We start from the raw sequence: 18,847 nt of genomic DNA, 5'->3' as shown, positions 1-18,847 counted from the left end.
GGCGAGGAGGAGTGGTGGCAGATCCGGAACGCAGCACCGACCTGCTGTGGCAGGGAGAGTCGCGGCGAGGGCTCAACCTGGCGCGGATCGTGCGGGCCGCGATCGAGCTGGCCGACGAGGAGGGGCTGGCCGCGGTGTCCATGCGGCGGGTCGCCGAGCGGCTCGGCTTCACCACGATGGCGCTCTACCGGCACGTGCCGGGCAAGGCGGAGCTGGTCGATCTCATGCGCGACGAGGCGATGGCGGTGCAGGCGGCTGCCGGAGCGGGACCTGAGGCGGGCTGGCGGGCGGAGCTCGAAGCGTGGGCGCGCGACGGATTGGTGCTCTACCAGCGACATCCGTGGCTGGTAGAGGCGGAGGGGCTCAGGCAGGTGCCCGGGCCGAACGCGGTGGCGAGCTTCGAGCGGGCGTTGGGTGCGGCGGCGCGCAGCGGACTGCCGCCTGCGCGGGTAGTGGCGGTGGTGACGCTCGTCGGCGGGTTCGTGGAGAGCGCGGCCCGGCAGCTGGTGGAGGCGGCGCGCCTGGAGCGGAGCTCCGGTGTCGGACACGAGGAGTGGTGGGCGGGGCGCACTTCGCTGTTCGACCACCTCGACCGGTACCCGACGTTGAGCCGCCTCTACCGGGACGGCGGTTTCGACGACCCGCTGGACCCGTTCGAGTTCGGCCTGCGGCGGGTGCTCGACGGTATTGAGACGCTCGTTCGTGATGAAATTCGTGATGAAAATAGGTGCTCCGTGTGCGGAAAGGTGATCGAGCCCGCCGCTAAGGGGCGGCCACGGGACTACTGCTCCCGCGCCTGCCAGCAACGCGCCTACCGGATGCGCAAGGCCTGACGGCGTCGGCGGGTCGCCATGGCTGCGCCCGGAGCGTCGCCGCTGAGATGTCGATCACAACCGGATGATCTTCAGTGCGGTTGAAGTTGGAGATTGGTGTGCAGTCGACGGAGTTCTGAGGAGCGGCCATGAGGGTTGTGCGGGTGAGCGAGTTCGGTGGGCCTGAGGTGCTCGTCGCGGGGGAGGCGCCCGATCCGGTCGCCGGGGCCGGGCAGGTCGTGATCGGCGTCGAGATCGCCGCCATCGACTTCGTCCAAACCCAACTGCGCCAAGGCTTCTCGCCGGGACCGCCGCTGCCGGAGCTGCCCTACGTGCCCGGCGCGACGGTGGCCGGAACGGTGCTCTCGGCCGGCGACGGCGTCGACGCGAGCTGGCTCGGCCGCCGGGTGGTCGCCCACACCGCCGACGGGCTCGGCGGGAACGCCGAGAAGGCGGTCGCCGACGCGGACGCGCTGTTCCCGGTCCCCGACGGACTGGGGCTGCCGGAGGCGGCGGCGCTGTTCGACGACGGCTCCACGGCGATCGGCCTGGTCGAGAACGCGCCGATCAAGTCAGGGGAGTGGGTACTCGTCGAGGCGGCCGGTGGCGGCGTCGGCAGCCTGCTGGTGCAGCTGGCACGCGCCGCCGGCGCGCGCGTCATCGGCGCGGCGAGGGGCGAGCGCAAGCGCGAGCTGGTGCTCTCGCTGGGCGCCGAGCTGGTGGTCGACTACTCGGAATCCGGTTGGCGCGAACAGATCCTGGCGGCGACGGACGGCCGGGGACCGGACCTGGTCTTCGACGGCATCGGCGGAACCATCGGCCGGGAGGCGTTCGAGCTGACCGCGCGCGGCGGGCGGTTCTCGATGCACGGCGCCTCCAGCGGCGCGCCGAGCGAGATCGACCGGGCGGAGGCCGAGCGTCGCGAGGTCACCGTGATCGGCGTCGATCAGCTCTTCAGCTTCCGGGCGGCCGCGCCTCCGCGCCGGGAACGAGCGCTTTCCCAAGCGGCGGCGGGATTGCTGAATCCGACCATCGGCCAGACCTTCCCGCTGGAGCGCGCCGCCGACGCTCACACGGCGATGCAGAACCGCCAGGTGATCGGCAAGACCCTGCTCCAGGTGCAGACGGGAGCATGATCGGGGCTCGTGAGCACTTTGGGCTGTAACAGCAGTCCAAAGTGCTCACGAGTCGGGTCAGCGGAGGTAGACGCGGTCCGGGTCGACGTCCTCGCGGAGCAGGCGGAGCTCCGCCGCCGTGGGCGGCTCGATGGTGGTCAGCTCGTCGGCCGCCTGGAGGTCCCAGCCGGTCGCCGCGCGGACCTGGTCCACGGTGACGCCGGGGTGCGTCGCCACCAGCCGCAGCTCCTCGCCGACCCCGCCGCGCGCCAGGATGCCGAGGTCGGTGATCACCCGCGTGACGCCCGCGCCCAGCGGCCGGATCCCGTCCCGCAGCGCCCGGTCCGGGCCCGGCGAGGTGCAGAAGTCCAGTTCGGACATGAAGGAACGCGGGTCGTGGCGGCGCATCACCACGAACACCTCGCCGGAGTTGGCCATCACCTCCATGGCCCCGCCCGAGCCGGGCAGCCGCACCTTCGGCGCGTGCCAGTCGCCGATGACCGACGAGTTCAGGTTGCCCCACCGGTCGATCTGCGCAGCGCCGAGGAACCCGACGTCGATCCGGCCGCCCTGCAGGACGTAGCCGAACAGCGCCGTCATCGGCAGCACCGCCTCGGAGTCGGTGATCAGCACCGCGTCCGCGATCGTCTCCGGCAGCTGCGACGGGTGCGCCCCGCACACCCCGGACTCGTAGACGATCTCGATGCCGGGCGCGACGGTCAGCTGCGCCAGCGACACCGCCAGCGTCGGCAGCCCGATCCCGGCGAAGACGGTGTTCTTGCCGGCCAGCTCCCGCGACGCGACGGCGGCGAGCAGCTCGGAGGAGGTAACGGCCACAGCGGACCCGGTCGGACTGGTGGACACAGCGTTCATCACGACAAATCCTTTCGTTCTGCCCGTCAGAGCCGGCGTCCGTAGTTGACCGGTTCGCTCCACGCCTCGCCGACCGCCAGGCCCGACCAGTGCTCGTCGCCGAGCTTCTCGAGGTAATCGGCGTGGTCGCGGGTGCCGCGGATCCACTCGTCCAGCCAGGCCTGCAGCCGCTCGGGATCCTTGCTGATGTGCGACCAGCTGCGGTAGAAGTCGCCGTCCCGGTCGTAGTAGCCCTGCGCGAAGGCCGGGTGCGCGCCGCGCGGGCACGCCACCACCGCGTCCACCGCGTGCGCCGGGATGACCGTGCGGTTGGGGTCGGAGCGGATCACCTCGTCGGCCACCACTTCCTCGACCACGATGATCGCCCGCTTCGCGGCGTAGACGGCCTCGGCCTGGATGCCGGTCAGGCCCCAGATCTGGGTGTTGCCGGCCCGGTCGGCGCGCTGCGCGTGCACGATCGTGACGTCCGGGTTCAGCGGCGGCACCACGTAGATCTGCTCCGCTTCGCCGTCCGGGCCCGGGAACGGCGAGGTCACCTTGCGGATGCCGGGGTTCACGGCAGGCACGTCGCTGCCGCCGTAGGAGCGCAGCGGGTAGAACGGCAGCCGCTGGGCGCCGGCGAGGTACCGGCAGATCATCCCGTAGTGGCTGTACTCCTCGAATTCCAGCGGCGCGGGCCGCCCGGTCTCGATGCGGCGGCGCAGCTCGCCGAGCGAGCCGGCGGTGGAGTTGCCGACGAACGACGAGACGAGCTTGCGCACGCAGCCGCCGGCGATGAGCTGATCGGTCACGATGTCGGCGGTCATCCGCGCGACGGTGAGGTCCTTGCGGCCCTGCCGGATGATCTCGTGCCCGGCGGCGGTGGGGATCAGGTGCGTGAAGCCCTCCAGCGCCACCGTCGCCCCGTCCGGGACGAACGCGGCGATCGCGTCCCGCATCGTCATGGTCTTGTCGGGCCGGGGGACCGGCGTCGTCGACTCGGCGACCGGGTTCTGCATCGTCGGGGCTCCTCGGTGTGCGCTTCGAATGCACAGCACATTGCCAGGCGGCATTGATAGCTGTCTAATACTGAATTAGTGTCGGATCAAGAGTCATTTCTTATGGATTCCCCGGGCTCGGGGTGAACAGAGGTCGACCGTGGAGCTGCGCTATCTCACCGCATTCGTCGCCGTCGCCGAGGAACTCCACTTCGGCCGCGCCGCCAAGCGGCTGCAGATGGCGCAGCCGCCGCTGAGCCAGCAGATCCGCCAGCTGGAGAAGGAACTCGGCGTCCAGCTCTTCGAGCGCAACACCCGCTCGGTCCGGCTCACCAGCGCCGGCGAGTCGTTCCTGGAGCCTGCCCGCACGGCGCTCGACGACGTCGACATCGCGGTGCGCGCCGCGAAGGCCGCCGGCCGCGGCGAGTACGGGCGGGTCACCGTCGGCTTCGCCGGCGCCTCCAGCCACGAGTCGCTGCCCCGGCTGACCCGCGCGGTGCGCGCCGCGCATCCCGGCCTGGAGTTGGTGATGCGCGGCCAGACCTACGCGAACGTGGCGCTGGCGAAGGTCGCCGACGGCTCGCTGGACCTGGGTTTCGTGCGGCTGCCGGTCAACCAGGTCGGCTCGCCGACCCCGGGCGTGCAGACCCGGGTGATCGAGGTGGAGGAGCTGATCTGCGCGCTGCCACAGGATCACCCGCTGGCCGGGCGGGAGCGGATCGCGATCGGGGACCTCGCCGACGAGCCGTTCGTCAGCTTCCCGTCCAACGCCGGGTCCACGGTGCGCGACGCGCTGGTCAAGGCGTGCGTGTCCACCGGGTTCAACCCGCGCGTGGTTCAAGAGGCGCCGGATTCCTACACCATCCTCGCGCTGGTGGCCGCGGGCGTCGGCGTCACGCTGACGCTGACGTCCTGCCAGCACATCCAGCAGACCGGCACGGTCTACCGGCCGCTGGCGGGCGCGCCGATGCTGCTGCACGCGGCGCTGGCCTGGCGCACCGACAACACCTCCGCGGCCCTGCGCACCGTGCTCGGCATCGCCGAGGAAGCCCTGCCCACGCCCGCGGGCGGCTGATCGCCCGCCGGGCCGCTCACCTGGGGCGTTCCGCCGAATTAATAAGCCTGACGTCTCACTGTTGCACTGATTCTGTATTGGACACGTCTAGGTTTGGGTGGCACCGTTACCGCCATCACATCGGGACGCGGGCGCCGTTCGAGGCGCCCGCTTGCACCGAGCTTCAAGGGAGAATGCATGGGTGCGGCCAACGCGCGCGAACAGAGCCGAACGGCCAACCGCGCCGGGATCGGGGCCTTCATCGGCTCGACCATCGAGTGGTTCGACTTCTACATCTACGGCACGGCCTCGGCCCTGGTCTTCGACAAGGTCTTCTTCCCTGAGCTCGAAGGCGCGCTCGGCACGCTGGTCGCGTTCGCGACCTTCTGGGTCGGCTTCCTGGCCCGCCCGATCGGCGGCATCATCTTCGGCCACATCGGCGACCGGCTGGGCCGCAAGAAGACCCTGGTCATCACGTTGCTGCTGATGGGCATTTCGACGACCCTGATCGGCGTGCTGCCCGGCTACGCCCAGATCGGCGTGTGGGCGCCGATCCTGCTGGTGACCATCCGCATGGTGCAGGGCATCGGCCTCGGCGGCGAGTGGGGCGGCTCGGTGCTGATCGCCTCGGAGCACGCGCCCAAGGGCAAGTCCATCCTCTACGGCGCGTTCGCGCAGCAGGGCTCGCCGGTCGGCAACACCCTGAGCACCGTCAGCTTCCTGGCCATCAGCCAGCTCCCGGACGAGGCGTTCCTGGGCTGGGGCTGGCGAGTCCCGTTCCTGGCCTCGGCGCTGCTGGTGCTGGTCGGCCTGTTCATCCGGATGCGCGTCACCGAGTCGCCGGCGATGGCGAACCTCATCGAGCACAAGAAGGTCGCCAAGCTGCCGGTGTGGGAGGTCGTCCGCTCGCACCCGTCGCTGCTGGCGCTGGGCATCGGGGCCTGCACGATCGGCCTGTCGGCGACCTACTTCAAGTCGACCTTCGCGCTGTCCTGGGCCACCAGCCACCTCGGCTTCGACAAGAGCTCGTTCCTGACGATCATCCTGGTCGCCAACATCACCCAGATCATCGTGCAGCCCTTCGGCGCCGTCATCGCCACCAAGATGCGCAGCTGGTCCCGCGCGGTGACCGTGATGCTGCTGCCCGAGGTGGTGCTGCTGCCGCTGATGTTCGTGCTGATCAGCACCGAGAACTACGGGCTGGCGATGTTCGGCGTGGCGATCGCGACGATCCCGCACTGCCTGTACTACGCGGCCCTGGCGGGCATGCTCGCCAGCAGGTTCCCGGCGCACGTGCGCTACACCGGAATCTCGCTGTGCTACCAGATGTGCGGCACGCTGCTCGGCGGCACGACGCCGATCGTCGGCCAGTTCCTGCTGAACCTGTCCGGTTCGATCACCGCGGTGATCGCCTACGCGATCTTCCAGGTGGTGCTGACCCTCGGCTGCATGTTGTTGCTGCTGCGCCGCCCGAACTACGACGAGCGGGCCGGGGCCGGCCAGGCGCCGCGCGCCGAGGCGGTTCCCGCGTAACCGGGCGCGACCGGGTGCGGCTTCCCCGCCCGGCGGGGAAGCCGCGCGTCCCGTTCTTTTGGAGGCACCTGCACACCGGCTTCGCCGAGAAGGTGCTGTCGATGCGCGGGAATCCCGATCCGGACGTGCTGCACGGGTTCGGCGCGGTCCTCAACGGACGCGACCCGGAGCTGCTGCGCTGGATCACCGAATCGGGGCTGGCCGCGCTGGTGGCCGACAACTACGCGGTGGAGGCGTTCCCCGCCCCGGCGGCGCCGGGCCCCAACGCCGTGCTGCCGCTGCACGAGCACTGCCTGTTCAAGCTGGGCGTGCACCTCGGCGAGCTGTGGCGGCTCACGCCACTCGCCGGACACCTGCGGGCCAGCGGCCGCAGCCGCTTCCTGCTCACCGCCCCGCCGCTGAACCTGCCGGGCGCGGTCGGCTCGCTGGTCACGCCGGTGGCCACGCTCTGACGCACATCGCACCGGGAAGTCCCCGGCGCGCAAGGGAAAGCACAGAGGCTCCTACCTGAACTGGGGCTTAGGCCTGGTCATCGGCGGGATCGTGGCGAAGAAGCTGGCGCTGAAGGTGCCCGGCGTGCACTACCCGCTGATCATCGCCGCCGCCTACAGCGGTTTCACCATGTACGGCCTGGGGTTGTCGGCGACGATCCCGCTGACCATCTCCACGAGCGGGCACTCGCTGGCGAGCAAGATGGGCGTCATCGCCCTGGGGCAGACGATCTTCTCGCTGCCGATGCTGCTGACCGCGCTCGCCGTGCTGATCACGCTGCCGGTCCTCAACGCGATGCTGCACCCCAAGGCCGGTCAGCCGGTCAAGGAGATCGACCCGGCGCTGCACGTCGAGAGCAAGACCGCGGCCGTCGAGTCCGCGGACTTCGGCGGGGCCACCGTCGCGTCGCGGCTGAACAACAGCCGCGTCCTGAGCCTGCTGATCGGCGCGCTCGGCATGGTCTACGTGGTCGTCTACTTCGTCAAGGGTGGCGCGGCGGACCTGAACCTGGTGAACTTCTTCATCCTGTTCCTGGGCATCCTGCTGCTGGGCACGCCGCAGGCCTACGTCGCCAAGCTCGGCGAGGGCATCAAGACGATCTCCGGCATCGTCCTGCAGTACCCGTTCTACGCGGGCATCATGGCGATCATGGCCGCCTCCGGGCTGGTCGGCACGATCTCGCAGGTGTTCGTGGACATCTCCACCCCGGAGACGCTCGGGTTCTGGGGCCTGATCAGCTCGTTCGTCATCAACTTCTTCGCGCCCTCCGGCGGCGGCCACTGGGTCATCCAGGGCCCGTTCATGGTCGACGCGGCCAACGTGATCGGCGCGCCGATGCCCGACGTGGCGATGTCGGTCATGCTCGGCAACGCCTGGAACGACCTGGTGCAGCCGTTCTGGATCCTGCCCGCGCTGGCGCTGTCGCGGCTGCGCCTCAAGGACGTCATGGGCTACACGGTGATCATGATGTTCTGGGTCGGGCTGATCTACATCGCCGCGATCCTGCTCTGGGGCTTCCTCGGCTGACCGGGGACCGTCCGAATAGGAGTGTGAGATGCCGTACTTCATCGAAACGTTCGACAAGCCAGACCACCAGCAGGTGCGGCTGGACAACCGCCCCGCGCACCTGGCGTTCCTCGAGGAGCACAAGGAGCTGCTGCTGGCCTGCGGGGCGAAACTGGCCGACGACGGCGATGCGGCCACCGGCGGCGTCTACCTGCTCGACGTCGAAACCCGGGCGGCGGCCGAGGAGTTCATCGCCGCGGACCCCTTCGCGAAGGTCGGCCTGTTCGCCGACATCAAGGTCCTCCGCTGGCGCAAGGCGTACCTCGACGGCACGGGCTACCTCTGAGCGTCGGCCGGCCAGGTTTCGAGGCTCCGCCGGGTCTCGAAGCGGCGCCGCCTGCCGCTGACCGGATCGGTGAACTCCAGCGTCCGGGATAGGAGCTGGAGGGGCGCGGTGAAGTCGTCGGCGGCGCGGTCGCGGACGACGGGGTAGAGGTCGTCGCCGAGGATCGGGATGCCGAGGCCGTTGAGGTGCACCCGCAGCTGGTGGGTCCGGCCGGTGCGCGGCAGCAGCCGGTACCGGCCGAGGCCGTCGCGGTGCTCGATCAGCTCGACGCGCGTTTCGCTGTTCGGCTCACCGGGTTCTTCCTGGGCTGCCAGCACGCCGCGGTGCTTGACGATCCGGCTGCGCACCGTGCGCGGCATCGTCAGCCGGGGCTCGAAGCGGGCGACGGCCTCGTACTCCTTGTGCACCAGGCGGTCGTGGAACAGGGTCTGGTAGGCGCCGCGCAGCTCGGGCTCGAGCACGAACATGACCAGCCCCGCGGTCAGGCGGTCCAGCCGGTGCGCCGGGCTGAGCTGCGGCAGGTCCAGGTCGCGCCGCAGCCGCACCAGCGCGGTCTCCGCGACGTGCCCGCCGCGCGGCGTGGTGGCCAGGAAGTGCGGCTTGTCCACGACCAGCAGGGCGTCGTCGCGGTGCACGACGTCCAGGGCGAACGGCACCGGCGTCTCGTCGGGCAGGTCGCGGTGGAACCAGATGAACCCGCCCGGCGCGTACGGCGCACCGGGCGCGAGCGGGCCGTCGACGCCGACGATCCGGCCCTCGCGGAGCATGGCGTCGATGCGTTCCGGGGCGAGCTTCGGTATCCGGTCGACGAGGTGGTCCCGGACGGTGGCCCAGCGGCCGTCGGCGGGCAGTCGCAACCGGATGGGGTCCAGGCCGTGCCGCTGGGGCAGCGGCGATCTGAGCTTGCGTCGCATCGCCCCGCCAGCGTAACCGGTGGTCACAGCCGGAGCTTGTAGCCCACGTGCGAGGCCTCGAACCCGAGCCGGTCGTAGAAGCGGTGCGCGTCGGAGCGCTGCCGGTCGGTGGTCAGCTGGACGAGGGCGCAGCCGCGTCGGCGGGACTCGGCGATTGCCCAGTCGAACATCACGCGCCCGAGGCCGCGGCTGCGGTGCCGCTCGTGGACGCGGACCGCTTCGATCTGCGCGCGCAGCGCGCCCCGCCGGGCCAGCCCGGGGATGAACGTCAGCTGCATGGTCGCCACGACCTCGCCGCCCGGCGTCGCGGCCACCAGCAGCAGCTGCGCGGGATCGGCCTCGATCGCCTCGAAAGCCCGCTGGTAGGGAGCCAGTTCGGCGGCGGACTCCCGGGTCGAGCCGAGCTGGTCGGTGGCCAGCAACCCGACGATCGGCCCGAGGTCGTCGCCGGTCGCCCGGCGCAGCAGGTACGTCCCGGACCCGGTGGACAGCTCGACCGGCACGCTCAACTGATCCTCCACTGTGGACTCGATTTGGGGATTCGCCTCACCGGACCCTAGCGCGGCGGCGCGGGGGAGCGCGAAAACCGGCGGCGCGCGCCTGCGGGTCTTGGCATGATCGGCGGGGACGCCGGAGGAAGGACGGGTATGCCCGAGGTCGCGACGGATCGGCGGCCGGTGGCGGCGCGGTTGGCGGTGGCCACGCTGTTCCTGGTCAACGGGGCGAGCTTCGCCAGCGTCGTGCCCCGCTACCCGGAGCTCAAGGACGCCCTGGCCCTGTCCAACGCCGCGCTGGGCACCGCGATCGCGGCGCTGCCGCTGGGCTCGCTGGTCGCCGGCCTGCTGGCCGGGCCGATCCTGGCCCGCTGGCGGTCGTCGGTCGTCGCGGTCGGCTGCTCGGTGCTGCTGGCGGCGGATCTCGTGGTGATCGGGCTGGTGGGGCGCTGGTGGCAGCTGGCGGCGGCGTTCTTCCTCGCGGGTGCGATGGACGCGATCGTGGACGTGGCGATGAACGCGCACGGGCTGCGGGTGCAGCGGCGCTACGGGCGGTCGATCGTCAACTCCTTCCACGGGATGTGGAGCGTCGGCGCGATCATCGGCGGCGCGGCGGGCTCGCTGGCCGCCGGGGCGGCGCTGCCGCTGCCCGCGCACCTCGCGGCGGCCGCCGTCGTCCTGGCCGCCGCAGCGGTCGTCTGCGCCCGATTCCTGCTTCCCGGCCGGGATGACGCAGAGCGCACGAGCGGACACCGGGGAAGACCGCGCTTCAAGCTGCTGCTCGCGTTGCTGGCGCTGGGCGCGCTGTGCGCCGCGGCGGCGCTGGTCGAGGACACCGCGGCGTCCTGGGGCGCGGTGTACCTGCGCGATTCGCTGGATGCCGCGCCGGTGCTCGCGGGCATGGCGTTCGTCGCGTTGCAAGCGGCGCAGACGGTCGGCCGGCTCACCGGCGATCGCCTGGTGGACCGGTTCGGCAACCGGGCGGTGGCGCGCATCGGTGGTGTCGCGGTGCTTCTCGGCGTCGGCTCGGCACTCGTGTGGCCGTCCGTCCCGAGCACGCTGGCCGGATTCGCGCTGGCCGGCTGGGGTGTCGCCACGATCATCCCGGCCGGTTTCCACGCGGCCGACGAGCTCCCCGGGCTGCCGGGCGGCACCGGGATCGCGGTCGTCGGCTGGGTCTACCGGCTCGGCATCCTGGCCGGCCCGCCGGTCGTCGGGCTGCTCGCGGACGCGATCAGCCTGCGCCTCGGCCTGGTGGTGGTCCCCTTCGCGGGGGTGCTGATCGTGCTGCTGGCGTCGCGCCTGCCGAGCCGCGCTGCAGCCCCGAACGGCTGCAGCGCGGCGGAACCCCGCTAGGGCCTGTTTGGTCGTGGTCAACCGGTGAAACGGGCCCTAGCGCGGGGTGACCGCTGTCTCCGGCCCATCACCAGGTCCCGTCGCCGCGCAGGACCGCGTCGGCGCCGCCGTCGACGAACACCACCTGGCCGGTGATGTGCGAGTTCTCGGGGGAGGTGAGCCAAGCGAGCAGCGGCGCGATCTGCTCGGGTCGGGCGTGGCCGTGCAGTGGAATGGGGACGCTGCCGTCGATGGCCCGGCGACCCGCTTCGGTATCGAGCATGTCCTGGATCATCGGCGTGACGATGGTGCCGGGGGCGATGGCGTTGAGCGGTATTCCGGCGCCCGCCCATTCCGGCGTGATCGCGGTTCGGCGCGTCCATCGCGCGATCGCGGCCTTCGAGGACGCGTATACCTGCGCGCCGTCGCCGCGCTCCACCGCGGCGCGGGCGGCAGCCACCGCGGCGTCCTCGTCGCCGGCGAGTGCGGCATCGACGATGCCGGGATCGGTCGGGTGCAGCGACGCGACCGACGAGATCACGACCGCGCGCGGATCGGTGCCGCGGGCGAGGAGCGGCCGCAGGCCTTCGAGGGTGGCGACCGCGCCGAAGTGGTTGCGTCATGGTCATCAACGCCTCGCTGACCGCGATCACGCCGCTGGCGGCCGCGCCGCAGGAAGCCGTCGCGATCGACGATTTCGAGGTGGTCACCGGGATTTCGCAGGACGACTACGTGCTGGTCGCCAACGCCGCCTCCGGCCTGAAGTCGGTGCGGGGCCTCGTCGACGCGCACCGGAACCTCAAGTTCGGCACCACCGGCGTCGGCACCGGCAGCCAGCTCTCCCAGGAACTGCTGTTCAAGCAGGCCGGGATCGCCGGCACCGCGGTCCCGTTCGACGGCGGGTCGCCCGCGATGACCGCGGTGCTCGGCGACCAGGTGGACGTCGCCTCCGTCCAGCTCGGCGAGGCGATCGGCCAGATCCGGGCGGGCGAGCTGGTCCCGCTGGTCACCTTCGCCGCGCAGCGCAACCGGTACCTCCCGGACACCCCGACGGCCGTGGAAGAGGGTTACGACGTAAGGGTTTCGCAGTTCCGCGCGGTCGTCGCCCCGAAGGGCACGCCCCCGGAGGTCGTGGACCGGCTGCGCCAGGCGTTCCGGGCGACGTTCGCCACCGAGCGGTACCGGAAGTTCAACGAGGACAACCTGCTCACCCCGCACGAGGTCGACGGCGCGCAGATCGCGCAGGAGTGGACGGGCTCGCTGAAGAGCTACCGAACCATGATCCAGCGGTACGGCATCGACCTCGGCGGGCCGAAGTGAGCGATGCCCGGCGCGACGGCGAACCGGCCGGCGCGGTCGCGAATCTGGTGGTAGCGCTGGTGATCGTCGGCATCGTCGGCATCGTCGGCATCGGCGGCGCCGGGATGGCCGGTTCCTGGGCGCTGGGCCTGGGCAGCGCGGCCGCGCCGTCCGCCGGAACCTGGCCGTTCCTGGTCAGCACCGCGATCGCGGTCCTCGGCGTGGCGCTCGCGCTGCTGTCGCGGCGCACGAACGACGCGGAAGGGCTGTCCTCGTCCTGCCTGCCGGTGCTCGGCGCGGTGGCCGGCATGGCCGGGTTCGCCGCCCTGGTCGGCGTGATCGGGTTCGAGATCCCGGGCGCGCTGCTGGTCTTCGCGTGGCTGCGCTTCCTCGGCCGCGAGTCGTGGCGGCTGTCCGTCCTCGGCGCCGTCGGCATCGTGGCGGTCTTCTACCTGATCTTCGTCGGCGCCCTGAACGTGCCGATTCCCCACCTGTTCTAGGAGCGGCGATGGACCTGACTCCGGTGCTCGACGGGTTCGGCGTCGTCCTCGAACCCACCAACCTGCTCTACTGCCTGATCGGCGTCGTGATCGGGATGCTGGTCGGGGTGCTGCCCGGGCTCGGCCCGGCCGCGACGATCGCGATCCTGCTGCCGCTGACCTTCGACGTCGAACCGGTGACGGCGATCATCATGCTGGCCGGCATCTTCTACGGCGCCCAGTACGGCGGCACCATCACGTCGGTGCTGCTGCGGCTGCCCGGCGAAGCGTCCTCCGTGGTCACGGTCTTCGACGGCCACGCCCTGGCCCGGCAGGGCAAGGCCGGCACCGCGCTGGGGATCGCGGCGATCGGGTCGTTCGTCGGCGGCACCGCCTCGATCGTGGTGCTTTCGGTGCTGGCGCCGCTGATCGCCGGGTTCGCGCTCGACTTCGGCCCGCCGGAGTACACCGCCCTCGCCCTGCTCGGCATCCTGCTGGTCGCCGCCGTGAGCAGCGGCGGCCGGCTGAAGGCGGTCGTGGCCGCCTGCATCGGGCTGCTGCTGGCGGTGGTCGGCCGGGACGCGTTCACCGGCGCCGAGCGGTTCACCTTCGGCCTGCTGCCGCTGTCGGACGGGCTCGACTTCGTCCCGATCGCGATGGGCCTCTTCGGGCTCGGCGAGATCCTGCACGGCCTGGAGGAACGGCGGCAGGGCGCCGCGGCGGTCACCAGGGTGGCCAACGCGTGGCCGTCCCGCGCGGATCTCCGGCGCTCGGCGGGGGCGATCGGCCGGGGCTCGGTGCTCGGGTTCGTGCTGGGGGTGCTCCCGGGCGGCGGCGCCTCGCTCTCGTCGCTCGCGGCGTACGCGTTGGAGAAGCGCCGGTCGAAGACACCGGAGCGGTTCGGCAACGGCGCGGTCGAGGGTGTGGCCGCACCGGAGACGGCGAACAACGCGGCCGCGACGTCGTCGTTCATCCCGCTGCTGACGCTGGGCATCCCGGCGAACGCGACGATGGCGATGATCTTCGGCGCGCTGCTGATCCAGGGCGTGACCCCGGGGCCCCAGCTCGTGGCCGAGCGGCCGGAGCTGTTCTGGGGCGTGGTGAACTCGATGTACGTCGGGAACATCCTGCTGCTGGTCATGAGCATCCCGCTGGTCGGGCTGTTCGTGAAGATCCTCCGCGTGCGCGCCGGCGTCCTCGCCCCGATCACCGTGCTGATCACGCTGGTGGGCGCGTACACCGTCCGCAACAGCGTCTTCGACATCGGGCTGGTGATCGCCTTCGGCCTCCTCGGCTACCTGATGAAGAAGTTCGGCTTCGAACCAGGGCCGCTGGTACTGGCCTTCGTGCTCGGTGCGCTGCTCGAAACCTCGCTGCGCCGGTCGCTGCTGCTCTTCGACGGCGACCCGGCCGGCTTCGTCACGAGGCCGATCTCCGCCACCCTACTAGCGCTGCTGGCCCTGGTCGTCCTGCTTCCGCTGCTGCGGAAGCTGATCCGGCGCCGACCACGACAACCGGCCGACGCAGACGCATGAGCAAGGCTCGATCACAGCATGCCGAGCAGTGCGTGCAGGGCCGGATTGTCGTTCGTTCGACGCCAGACCAGTTGCAGTTCAACGGGATTCGGCTCGGGGAGCCGGACATCGCGGAACGTCACGCCTTCGAAGTGCAGCCGGGCCGCGGTGGCGGGCACCAGCGCGGTGCCGAGGCCGACCTGGACCAGCGCCAGCGCCGTGTGGATCTGGCTGACGTGCTGAACGTAGATCGGCTGCACGTCGGCGTTGCCGAAGGTGGTGACGAGCAGCTCGTGGAAGTACCGGGCCTCGGTCGGGGAGTACATCACCATGTCGGTGCCGTGGAATTCGGCGAGTTCCAGGGGGTTCGCGTCGTCAGTGAGCGGATGCCCGGCGGGCAGGGCCGCCAGCAGCGGTTCCGCGCGGAACCGGCGCGATTCCAGCTCGGGCCGCGCGGCGGGCGGCCGGGCCAGCCCGAGATCCAGGGCGTTGCCGGACAGGCGGTCGATCTGGTCGCGGGTGACCAGCTCGTGCAGCACGACGTCCACCTGCGGCAGGTGTTCGCGGACGGTCGCCAGCAAGCCGCCCAGCACCCCGTACGCCGAGGTCGCTGTGAAGCCGATCCGGATGATGCCCGCCTGGCCCGAGGTCACCCGCCGCACCGACAGCGCGGCGTTCTCGGCCTCGTGCAGCAGGCGCCGCGCGTCCTGCAGGAACCCGCCCGGCCGGGGTCAGCCGCACCGTGCGGCTGGTGTGGTCGAAGAGCTGGACCTTGAGTTCCTTCTCCAGTTGCTGGATCTGCCGCGTCAGCGGCGGCTGGGTCATGCGCAGGCGCTGCGCGGCGCGGCCGAAGTGCTGTTCCTCGGCCACCGCGACGAATCCGGTGAGCTGGTTCAGGGTGAACAATGATGCCGTCCCGGTATCGGTGAATGCATTGTTGGACTTGGACGTGCATTGATGGCTCACCTTACTGTCGTCCGCAGTCGGTTCCCCGGGGCGCGGCGCTCAAGCCGGGGCAGCGACCGCCGGTGCTCACCGCCGCCAGGGCCGGCGCAGTCAGATGAATCCGCCCGATGAAGGAGATCCGCCGATGTCCGCGTATTCGCCCACCGATGTGGCCCGGCAGCTGGCCGGCGGGCTGTTGTCGTTCCCGGTGACGCACTTCCGGCCCGACCACGGCTTCGACGAGGCCGCCTACCGGGAGAACATCGGCCGGCTGGGCGGATTCGGGGCCGCCGGGCTCTTCGCGGCCGGCGGCACCGGCGAGTTCTTCTCGCTGACCCCCGCCGAAGTCGAGTCGGTGGTCACCGCGGCCGCGCAGGAGGCGCCGGCGGGTGTGCCGGTGATCGCCCCGGCCGGCTACGGCACCGCGATGGCCGTCGAGATGGCCCGCTCCGCCGAACGCGCGGGGGCCGACGGCCTGCTCCTGCTGCCGCCGTACCTGACCGAGGCGGACCAGGACGGGCTCGCCGCCCACGTCCGCGCGGTCTGCGCGGCCACCGGGCTCGGCGTGATCCTCTACAGCCGCGCCAACGCGGTCTTCGACGAGACGACCGTCGCCGCGCTCGCCGAGGACTGCCCGAACCTGGTCGGGTTCAAGGACGGCGTCGGCAACATCGAGAAGATGACCCGCCTGTACGCGCGGCTGGGCGACCGGCTCACCTACATCGGCGGCCTGCCGACCGCGGAGACCTTCGCCCTGCCGTACCTGGAGCTGGGCGTCACCACGTACTCGTCGGCGATGTTCAACTTCGTGCCCGAGTTCGCGATGCGCTTCTACCGGGCGGTGCGCGACCACGACCGCGCCGCCGTGTACCGGTACCTCGACGACTTCGTGCTGCCGTACTGCGACATCCGCAACCGGCGAGCGGGTTACGCGGTGAGCATCGTGAAGGCGGGCATGAAGGTCATCGGCCGCCCGGCCGGGCCCGTGCGCCCGCCGCTGGTCGACCTCGACGAGTCCGAGCTCGCGCAGCTGGCCGACCTCGTCGAGCGCCTGCCCGAGCAGCCGCGATGACCGCCCCGGCCGCCGGAGCCGAGTCGGAGTTCGGCCACGCGATGGTCCACGGTGGACGGTTTGCGTCCACATCGGCATGCCGGCCGACGAAAATCCCGACGGCTCGTGGCGCCGCATCGACGGCGCGTTCGGCGAGCACCGACCGCGGAGGATGCCGATCATGACCGCTCAGCACGGCCCGCTGGTGACCGGAATGCAGGTCGTTCCCGTCGCGGGGCACGACAGCATGCTGCTCAACCTCAGCGGGGCGCACGCCCCCTACTTCACCCGAAACCTGGTGATCCTCACCGACTCCGAAGGCCGCACCGGGGTCGGCGAGGTGCCCGGCGGGGAACCCATCCGCACCACCCTGGAGGAATCCCGGGACCTGGTGGTCGGGCAGCCGGTCGCGCGCTACCACGCCGTGCTGGCCGCCGTGCGCGATCGCTTCGGCGACCGGGATTCCGGCGGCCGCGGCACGCAGACCTTCGACCTGCGCGTCGCGGTGCACGCCGTGACGGCGCTGGAATCCGCGCTGCTCGACCTGCTCGGCAAGCACCTCGGCGTGCCGGTCGCGGAGCTGCTCGGCGACGGCAAGCAGCGCGACGAGGTGCCGGTGCTGGGATACCTGTTCTTCGTCGGCGACCGCACCAGGACCGACCTGGCCTACCGGGCCCCGGCCGACGAGCCGGCCGGCGCCGACGACTGGTCGCGGCTGCGCCACGAGGAGGCGCTGACCCCGGATTCGGTCGTGCGGCTGGCCGAAGCGGCGCAGGCCCGCTACGGGTTCCGCGACTTCAAGCTCAAGGGCGGCGTGCTGCCTGGGCCCGCCGAGATCGAGGTCGCCACCGCGCTGGCCGAACGGTTCCCGGAAGCCCGCATCACGCTCGACCCCAACGGCGGATGGCCGCTGTCCGAGGCGATCGACCTGTGCCGGGGCCTGCGCGACGTGCTCGCCTACGCCGAGGACCCGTGCGGCGCGGAGCGCGGGTACTCGGGACGGGAGGTGATGGCGGAGTTCCGGCGGGCCACCGGGCTGCCCACGGCGACGAACATGATCGCCACCGACTGGCGCGAGCTCGGCCACGCGATCCGCGCCGACGCCGTCGACATCCCGCTGGCCGACCCGCACTTCTGGACGATGAGCGGCTCGGTGCGCGTCGCGCAGCTCTGCGACGCGTGGGGCCTGACGTGGGGTTCGCACTCGAACAACCACTTCGACGTGTCGCTGGCGATGTTCACCCACGTCGCCGCGGCCGCGCCCGGCGAGATCACGGCCATCGACACGCACTGGATCTGGCAGGACGGCCAGCGGCTCACCCGGCAACCGCTGGTCATCGCGGACGGACGACTACCGGTGCCGACGGCTCCGGGGCTCGGCGTGGAGCTCGACATGGCCCGGGTGGCCGAGGCGAACGAGCTCTACCGCCAGGAAGGCCTCGGCGCCCGCGACGACGCGCTGGCGATGCGGTACCTCGTCCCGGGCTGGACCTTCGACGCCAAGCGCCCCGCCCTCGACCGGTGACAGCCGAAATTCCCGCAGGGGGCCGCTACCCGCACCGCTGCGCAAGGCGAGCCTGGAATAGGTAAAAGACCGGTCAGCCCAGCAGTTTTGCGAGGAACCAGCCGACCCGGCTCACCTTGCGGATCCTCGGGTTGTCGGCCACGCCGTGGATCTCCCACTGCTGGCCGCAGACGTCGCACCGCCACAGGCCGATCCGGCTGGTGTCGGGTTCGCAGGGGTGGCCTCGACGCCCTCTTCTCATGCACCGATGAGATCACAACGGGTGCCCGGGATGGTCCCGATCGGTTCCGGAAGATCGGGTGAAACCGTGACTTTCGGCCTTACCGAGCGTGCACGGAAACGCCGTAGCGTCATCGGCGGTGTTGCACGTCGGGGAGAGGAGCACCAGGTGACGCTGCGGGATCTGGTCGAGCAGATGGAACGGCGCTGGGAGGAGCTGAACACCCTGCGCGCGAGCCCGGACATGTACGGCAGCGAGAGCCTGGACGGCCAGCTCTCCGAACTGGAGCTGTGGCTGCTGCGGATGCACCGCCTGACCGCGGCGGGCTCCGCCGCATGACGGGCGTGCCCGGGGTGCGGATCAGTTGACCAGCCGGTCGCGAGGGGCGAGCTTGTCGAGCAGCCGGAGCAGCTCGGCGCGCTCGTCCGAGGTGAGCCGGTCGAGCAGTTCGATGTCGACCCGGTCCGCGATCGGCTCGACGGCGCGCAGTTCGGCCTCGCCGATCGGGGTGAGCCGCAGGAGCCGGCGGCGCCGGTCGGCGTCGTCGACGGTCCGGTGCACCAACCCGCGCTGCTCCATCCGGACCAGCAGGGATGCGAGGGTCGCCTTGTCGATCGCCGCCCGGTGGCCGAGCTGAGCCTGCTCTATGCCGGGGTTGGCTCGGATCGCGTTGAGCACCGCGTACTGCGGCTTCGTGAGGTGCGGCAGGCGGGACTGCCAGCTCGACGTGTGTTCCTGCATGGCGCGGCGCATGAGGTGGAAGACGGCGTTGTCCAGCTCCACGTGGGCGTCACTTCCGTCAGGGTTGGCGAACGGGGTGTGCGAATCCTAGTCCAAACGGCCCAACTCGCGATCGATATCCGG

22 protein-coding genes and 1 pseudogene are annotated in these 18,847 nt (G+C 71.2%); 14 read left to right on the top strand and 9 right to left on the bottom strand.

What is annotated here, in order from left to right; genetic code table 11:
• Positions 1–14: 14 nt before the first annotated feature.
• Together BLW84_RS09005 and BLW84_RS09000 are read left to right on the top strand one after the other, a co-directional pair.
• Entirely contained in the window at positions 15–833 is an 819-nt protein-coding gene (locus tag BLW84_RS09005) for a TetR/AcrR family transcriptional regulator (protein WP_093263521.1), read from the top strand.
• 128 nt (positions 834–961) lie between these two features.
• Entirely contained in the window at positions 962–1,948 is a 987-nt protein-coding gene (locus BLW84_RS09000; protein WP_093263519.1) for a zinc-binding dehydrogenase, read from the top strand.
• 57 nt (positions 1,949–2,005) lie between these two features.
• Here BLW84_RS09000 and BLW84_RS08995 read toward each other — a convergent pair whose 3' ends face one another.
• Both BLW84_RS08995 and BLW84_RS08990 read right to left on the bottom strand, forming a co-directional pair.
• Positions 2,006–2,800 (bottom strand): CoA-transferase subunit beta, encoded by a 795-nt coding sequence (locus tag BLW84_RS08995; RefSeq protein ID WP_093263516.1) that lies wholly within the window; start codon positions 2,798–2,800, stop codon positions 2,006–2,008.
• A 26-nt stretch (positions 2,801–2,826) separates the two neighbouring features.
• Positions 2,827–3,798 (bottom strand): CoA transferase subunit A, encoded by a 972-nt coding sequence (locus tag BLW84_RS08990; protein WP_093263514.1) that lies wholly within the window; start codon positions 3,796–3,798, stop codon positions 2,827–2,829.
• Between the two features lie 139 nt (positions 3,799–3,937).
• Here BLW84_RS08990 and BLW84_RS08985 point away from each other — a divergent pair, with 139 nt between their 5' ends.
• The 5 genes from BLW84_RS08985 (at position 3,938) to BLW84_RS08965 (ending at position 8,207) form a co-directional block, all read left to right on the top strand.
• The gene (locus BLW84_RS08985) at positions 3,938–4,852 is read left to right on the top strand and encodes a LysR substrate-binding domain-containing protein (protein ID WP_093263511.1); all 915 of its coding nucleotides are present in this window, start codon (positions 3,938–3,940) and stop codon (positions 4,850–4,852) included.
• 177 nt (positions 4,853–5,029) lie between these two features.
• The gene (locus BLW84_RS08980; protein WP_093263509.1) at positions 5,030–6,364 is read left to right on the top strand and encodes an MFS transporter; all 1,335 of its coding nucleotides are present in this window, start codon (positions 5,030–5,032) and stop codon (positions 6,362–6,364) included.
• 101 nt (positions 6,365–6,465) lie between these two features.
• Positions 6,466–6,816, top strand: a complete 351-nt coding sequence (locus BLW84_RS08975; RefSeq protein WP_218157248.1) for a hypothetical protein — start codon at positions 6,466–6,468, stop codon at positions 6,814–6,816.
• 55 nt (positions 6,817–6,871) lie between these two features.
• Complete coding sequence (locus BLW84_RS08970) at positions 6,872–7,882, top strand: TIGR00366 family protein (protein ID WP_093263506.1); 1,011 nt, start codon at positions 6,872–6,874, stop codon at positions 7,880–7,882.
• 28 nt (positions 7,883–7,910) lie between these two features.
• Positions 7,911–8,207, top strand: a complete 297-nt coding sequence (locus BLW84_RS08965; protein ID WP_093263504.1) for a YciI family protein — start codon at positions 7,911–7,913, stop codon at positions 8,205–8,207.
• Here the strand turns inward: BLW84_RS08965 and BLW84_RS08960 are convergent.
• Together BLW84_RS08960 and BLW84_RS08955 are read right to left on the bottom strand one after the other, a co-directional pair.
• Positions 8,198–9,121, bottom strand: coding sequence for a pseudouridine synthase (locus BLW84_RS08960; RefSeq protein WP_093263760.1), 924 nt, complete (start codon positions 9,119–9,121; stop codon positions 8,198–8,200). The two genes, BLW84_RS08965 and BLW84_RS08960, sit on opposite strands and share 10 nt — an antisense overlap.
• Before the next feature lie 23 nt (positions 9,122–9,144).
• On the bottom strand, positions 9,145–9,630 hold the full coding sequence (locus BLW84_RS08955) for a GNAT family N-acetyltransferase (protein WP_245761033.1): 486 nt from the start codon (positions 9,628–9,630) through the stop codon (positions 9,145–9,147).
• Between the two features lie 138 nt (positions 9,631–9,768).
• On the opposite strand from BLW84_RS08955, the gene BLW84_RS08950 reads away from it, so the two are divergent.
• Positions 9,769–10,971 (top strand): MFS transporter, encoded by a 1,203-nt coding sequence (locus BLW84_RS08950; protein WP_218157246.1) that lies wholly within the window; start codon positions 9,769–9,771, stop codon positions 10,969–10,971.
• 67 nt (positions 10,972–11,038) lie between these two features.
• Here BLW84_RS08950 and BLW84_RS08945 read toward each other — a convergent pair whose 3' ends face one another.
• Positions 11,039–11,491, bottom strand: a complete 453-nt coding sequence (locus BLW84_RS08945) for an SDR family oxidoreductase (RefSeq protein WP_218157245.1) — start codon at positions 11,489–11,491, stop codon at positions 11,039–11,041.
• 80 nt (positions 11,492–11,571) lie between these two features.
• Here BLW84_RS08945 and BLW84_RS08940 point away from each other — a divergent pair, with 80 nt between their 5' ends.
• From BLW84_RS08940 to BLW84_RS08930, 3 genes are read left to right on the top strand one after another with little or no spacing between them, the layout of a single operon-like run.
• The gene (locus tag BLW84_RS08940; protein WP_093263499.1) at positions 11,572–12,270 is read left to right on the top strand and encodes a Bug family tripartite tricarboxylate transporter substrate binding protein; all 699 of its coding nucleotides are present in this window, start codon (positions 11,572–11,574) and stop codon (positions 12,268–12,270) included.
• Positions 12,267–12,749: a tripartite tricarboxylate transporter TctB family protein gene (locus BLW84_RS08935; protein ID WP_218157244.1), complete on the top strand. Its 483-nt coding sequence runs from the start codon at positions 12,267–12,269 to the stop codon at positions 12,747–12,749. Before BLW84_RS08940 ends, BLW84_RS08935 begins: the two co-directional genes overlap by 4 nt.
• Before the next feature lie 8 nt (positions 12,750–12,757).
• The gene (locus tag BLW84_RS08930) at positions 12,758–14,263 is read left to right on the top strand and encodes a tripartite tricarboxylate transporter permease (RefSeq protein ID WP_093263494.1); all 1,506 of its coding nucleotides are present in this window, start codon (positions 12,758–12,760) and stop codon (positions 14,261–14,263) included.
• A gap of 11 nt (positions 14,264–14,274) precedes the next feature.
• Here BLW84_RS08930 and BLW84_RS08925 read toward each other — a convergent pair whose 3' ends face one another.
• Together BLW84_RS08925 and BLW84_RS50130 are read right to left on the bottom strand one after the other, a co-directional pair.
• A complete protein-coding gene (locus BLW84_RS08925; RefSeq protein ID WP_342743132.1) occupies positions 14,275–14,895 on the bottom strand; it encodes a LysR substrate-binding domain-containing protein in 621 nt (206 codons plus the stop codon).
• A gap of 124 nt (positions 14,896–15,019) precedes the next feature.
• Positions 15,020–15,112, bottom strand: a pseudogene (locus BLW84_RS50130) (LysR family transcriptional regulator); the annotation flags it as partial.
• A 220-nt stretch (positions 15,113–15,332) separates the two neighbouring features.
• Here BLW84_RS50130 and kdgD point away from each other — a divergent pair.
• Positions 15,333–16,259: a 5-dehydro-4-deoxyglucarate dehydratase gene (gene kdgD / locus BLW84_RS08920; protein WP_093263492.1), complete on the top strand. Its 927-nt coding sequence runs from the start codon at positions 15,333–15,335 to the stop codon at positions 16,257–16,259.
• Positions 16,260–16,419: 160 nt separating this feature from the next.
• Complete coding sequence (locus BLW84_RS08915; protein ID WP_093263755.1) at positions 16,420–17,763, top strand: enolase C-terminal domain-like protein; 1,344 nt, start codon at positions 16,420–16,422, stop codon at positions 17,761–17,763.
• Positions 17,764–17,836: 73 nt separating this feature from the next.
• Here the strand turns inward: BLW84_RS08915 and BLW84_RS47350 are convergent, their stop codons facing one another.
• On the bottom strand, positions 17,837–18,004 hold the full coding sequence (locus BLW84_RS47350; RefSeq protein WP_165968063.1) for a hypothetical protein: 168 nt from the start codon (positions 18,002–18,004) through the stop codon (positions 17,837–17,839).
• 147 nt (positions 18,005–18,151) lie between these two features.
• Between BLW84_RS47350 and BLW84_RS47345 the strand changes: the two genes are divergently transcribed.
• Positions 18,152–18,322 (top strand): hypothetical protein, encoded by a 171-nt coding sequence (locus BLW84_RS47345; RefSeq protein WP_177226367.1) that lies wholly within the window; start codon positions 18,152–18,154, stop codon positions 18,320–18,322.
• A gap of 21 nt (positions 18,323–18,343) precedes the next feature.
• On the opposite strand, the gene BLW84_RS08910 is transcribed toward BLW84_RS47345, so the two are convergent.
• A complete protein-coding gene (locus tag BLW84_RS08910; protein ID WP_245761032.1) occupies positions 18,344–18,766 on the bottom strand; it encodes a MarR family winged helix-turn-helix transcriptional regulator in 423 nt (140 codons plus the stop codon).
• Positions 18,767–18,847 lie beyond the last annotated feature (81 nt).

It is taken from the genome of Saccharopolyspora shandongensis, from assembly GCF_900106995.1.
Taxonomy (GTDB): Bacteria; Actinomycetota; Actinomycetes; order Mycobacteriales; family Pseudonocardiaceae; genus Saccharopolyspora; species Saccharopolyspora shandongensis.
The sequence above is the reverse complement of the archived record's forward strand: the minus strand, read 5'-3'. Positions and strand labels throughout refer to the sequence as shown.

Excerpts from the sequence above, each read along its gene's own strand:
- BLW84_RS09000 (WP_093263519.1), top strand. The coding sequence starts at position 962 with ATGAGGGTTGTGCGGGTGAGCGAGTTCGGTGGGCCTGAGGTGCTCGTC.
- BLW84_RS08995 (WP_093263516.1), bottom strand. The coding sequence starts at position 2,800 with ATGAACGCTGTGTCCACCAGTCCGACCGGGTCCGCTGTGGCCGTTACC.
- BLW84_RS08990 (WP_093263514.1), bottom strand. The coding sequence starts at position 3,798 with ATGCAGAACCCGGTCGCCGAGTCGACGACGCCGGTCCCCCGGCCCGAC.
- BLW84_RS08980 (WP_093263509.1), top strand. The coding sequence starts at position 5,030 with ATGGGTGCGGCCAACGCGCGCGAACAGAGCCGAACGGCCAACCGCGCC.
- BLW84_RS08975 (WP_218157248.1), top strand. The coding sequence starts at position 6,466 with ATGCGCGGGAATCCCGATCCGGACGTGCTGCACGGGTTCGGCGCGGTC.
- BLW84_RS08965 (WP_093263504.1), top strand. The coding sequence starts at position 7,911 with ATGCCGTACTTCATCGAAACGTTCGACAAGCCAGACCACCAGCAGGTG.
- BLW84_RS08960 (WP_093263760.1), bottom strand. The coding sequence starts at position 9,121 with ATGCGACGCAAGCTCAGATCGCCGCTGCCCCAGCGGCACGGCCTGGAC.
- BLW84_RS08950 (WP_218157246.1), top strand. The coding sequence starts at position 9,769 with ATGCCCGAGGTCGCGACGGATCGGCGGCCGGTGGCGGCGCGGTTGGCG.
- BLW84_RS08940 (WP_093263499.1), top strand. The coding sequence starts at position 11,572 with ATGGTCATCAACGCCTCGCTGACCGCGATCACGCCGCTGGCGGCCGCG.
- BLW84_RS08930 (WP_093263494.1), top strand. The coding sequence starts at position 12,758 with ATGGACCTGACTCCGGTGCTCGACGGGTTCGGCGTCGTCCTCGAACCC.
- kdgD (WP_093263492.1), top strand. The coding sequence starts at position 15,333 with ATGTCCGCGTATTCGCCCACCGATGTGGCCCGGCAGCTGGCCGGCGGG.
- BLW84_RS08915 (WP_093263755.1), top strand. The coding sequence starts at position 16,420 with ATGACCGCTCAGCACGGCCCGCTGGTGACCGGAATGCAGGTCGTTCCC.
- BLW84_RS47350 (WP_165968063.1), bottom strand. The coding sequence starts at position 18,004 with ATGAGAAGAGGGCGTCGAGGCCACCCCTGCGAACCCGACACCAGCCGG.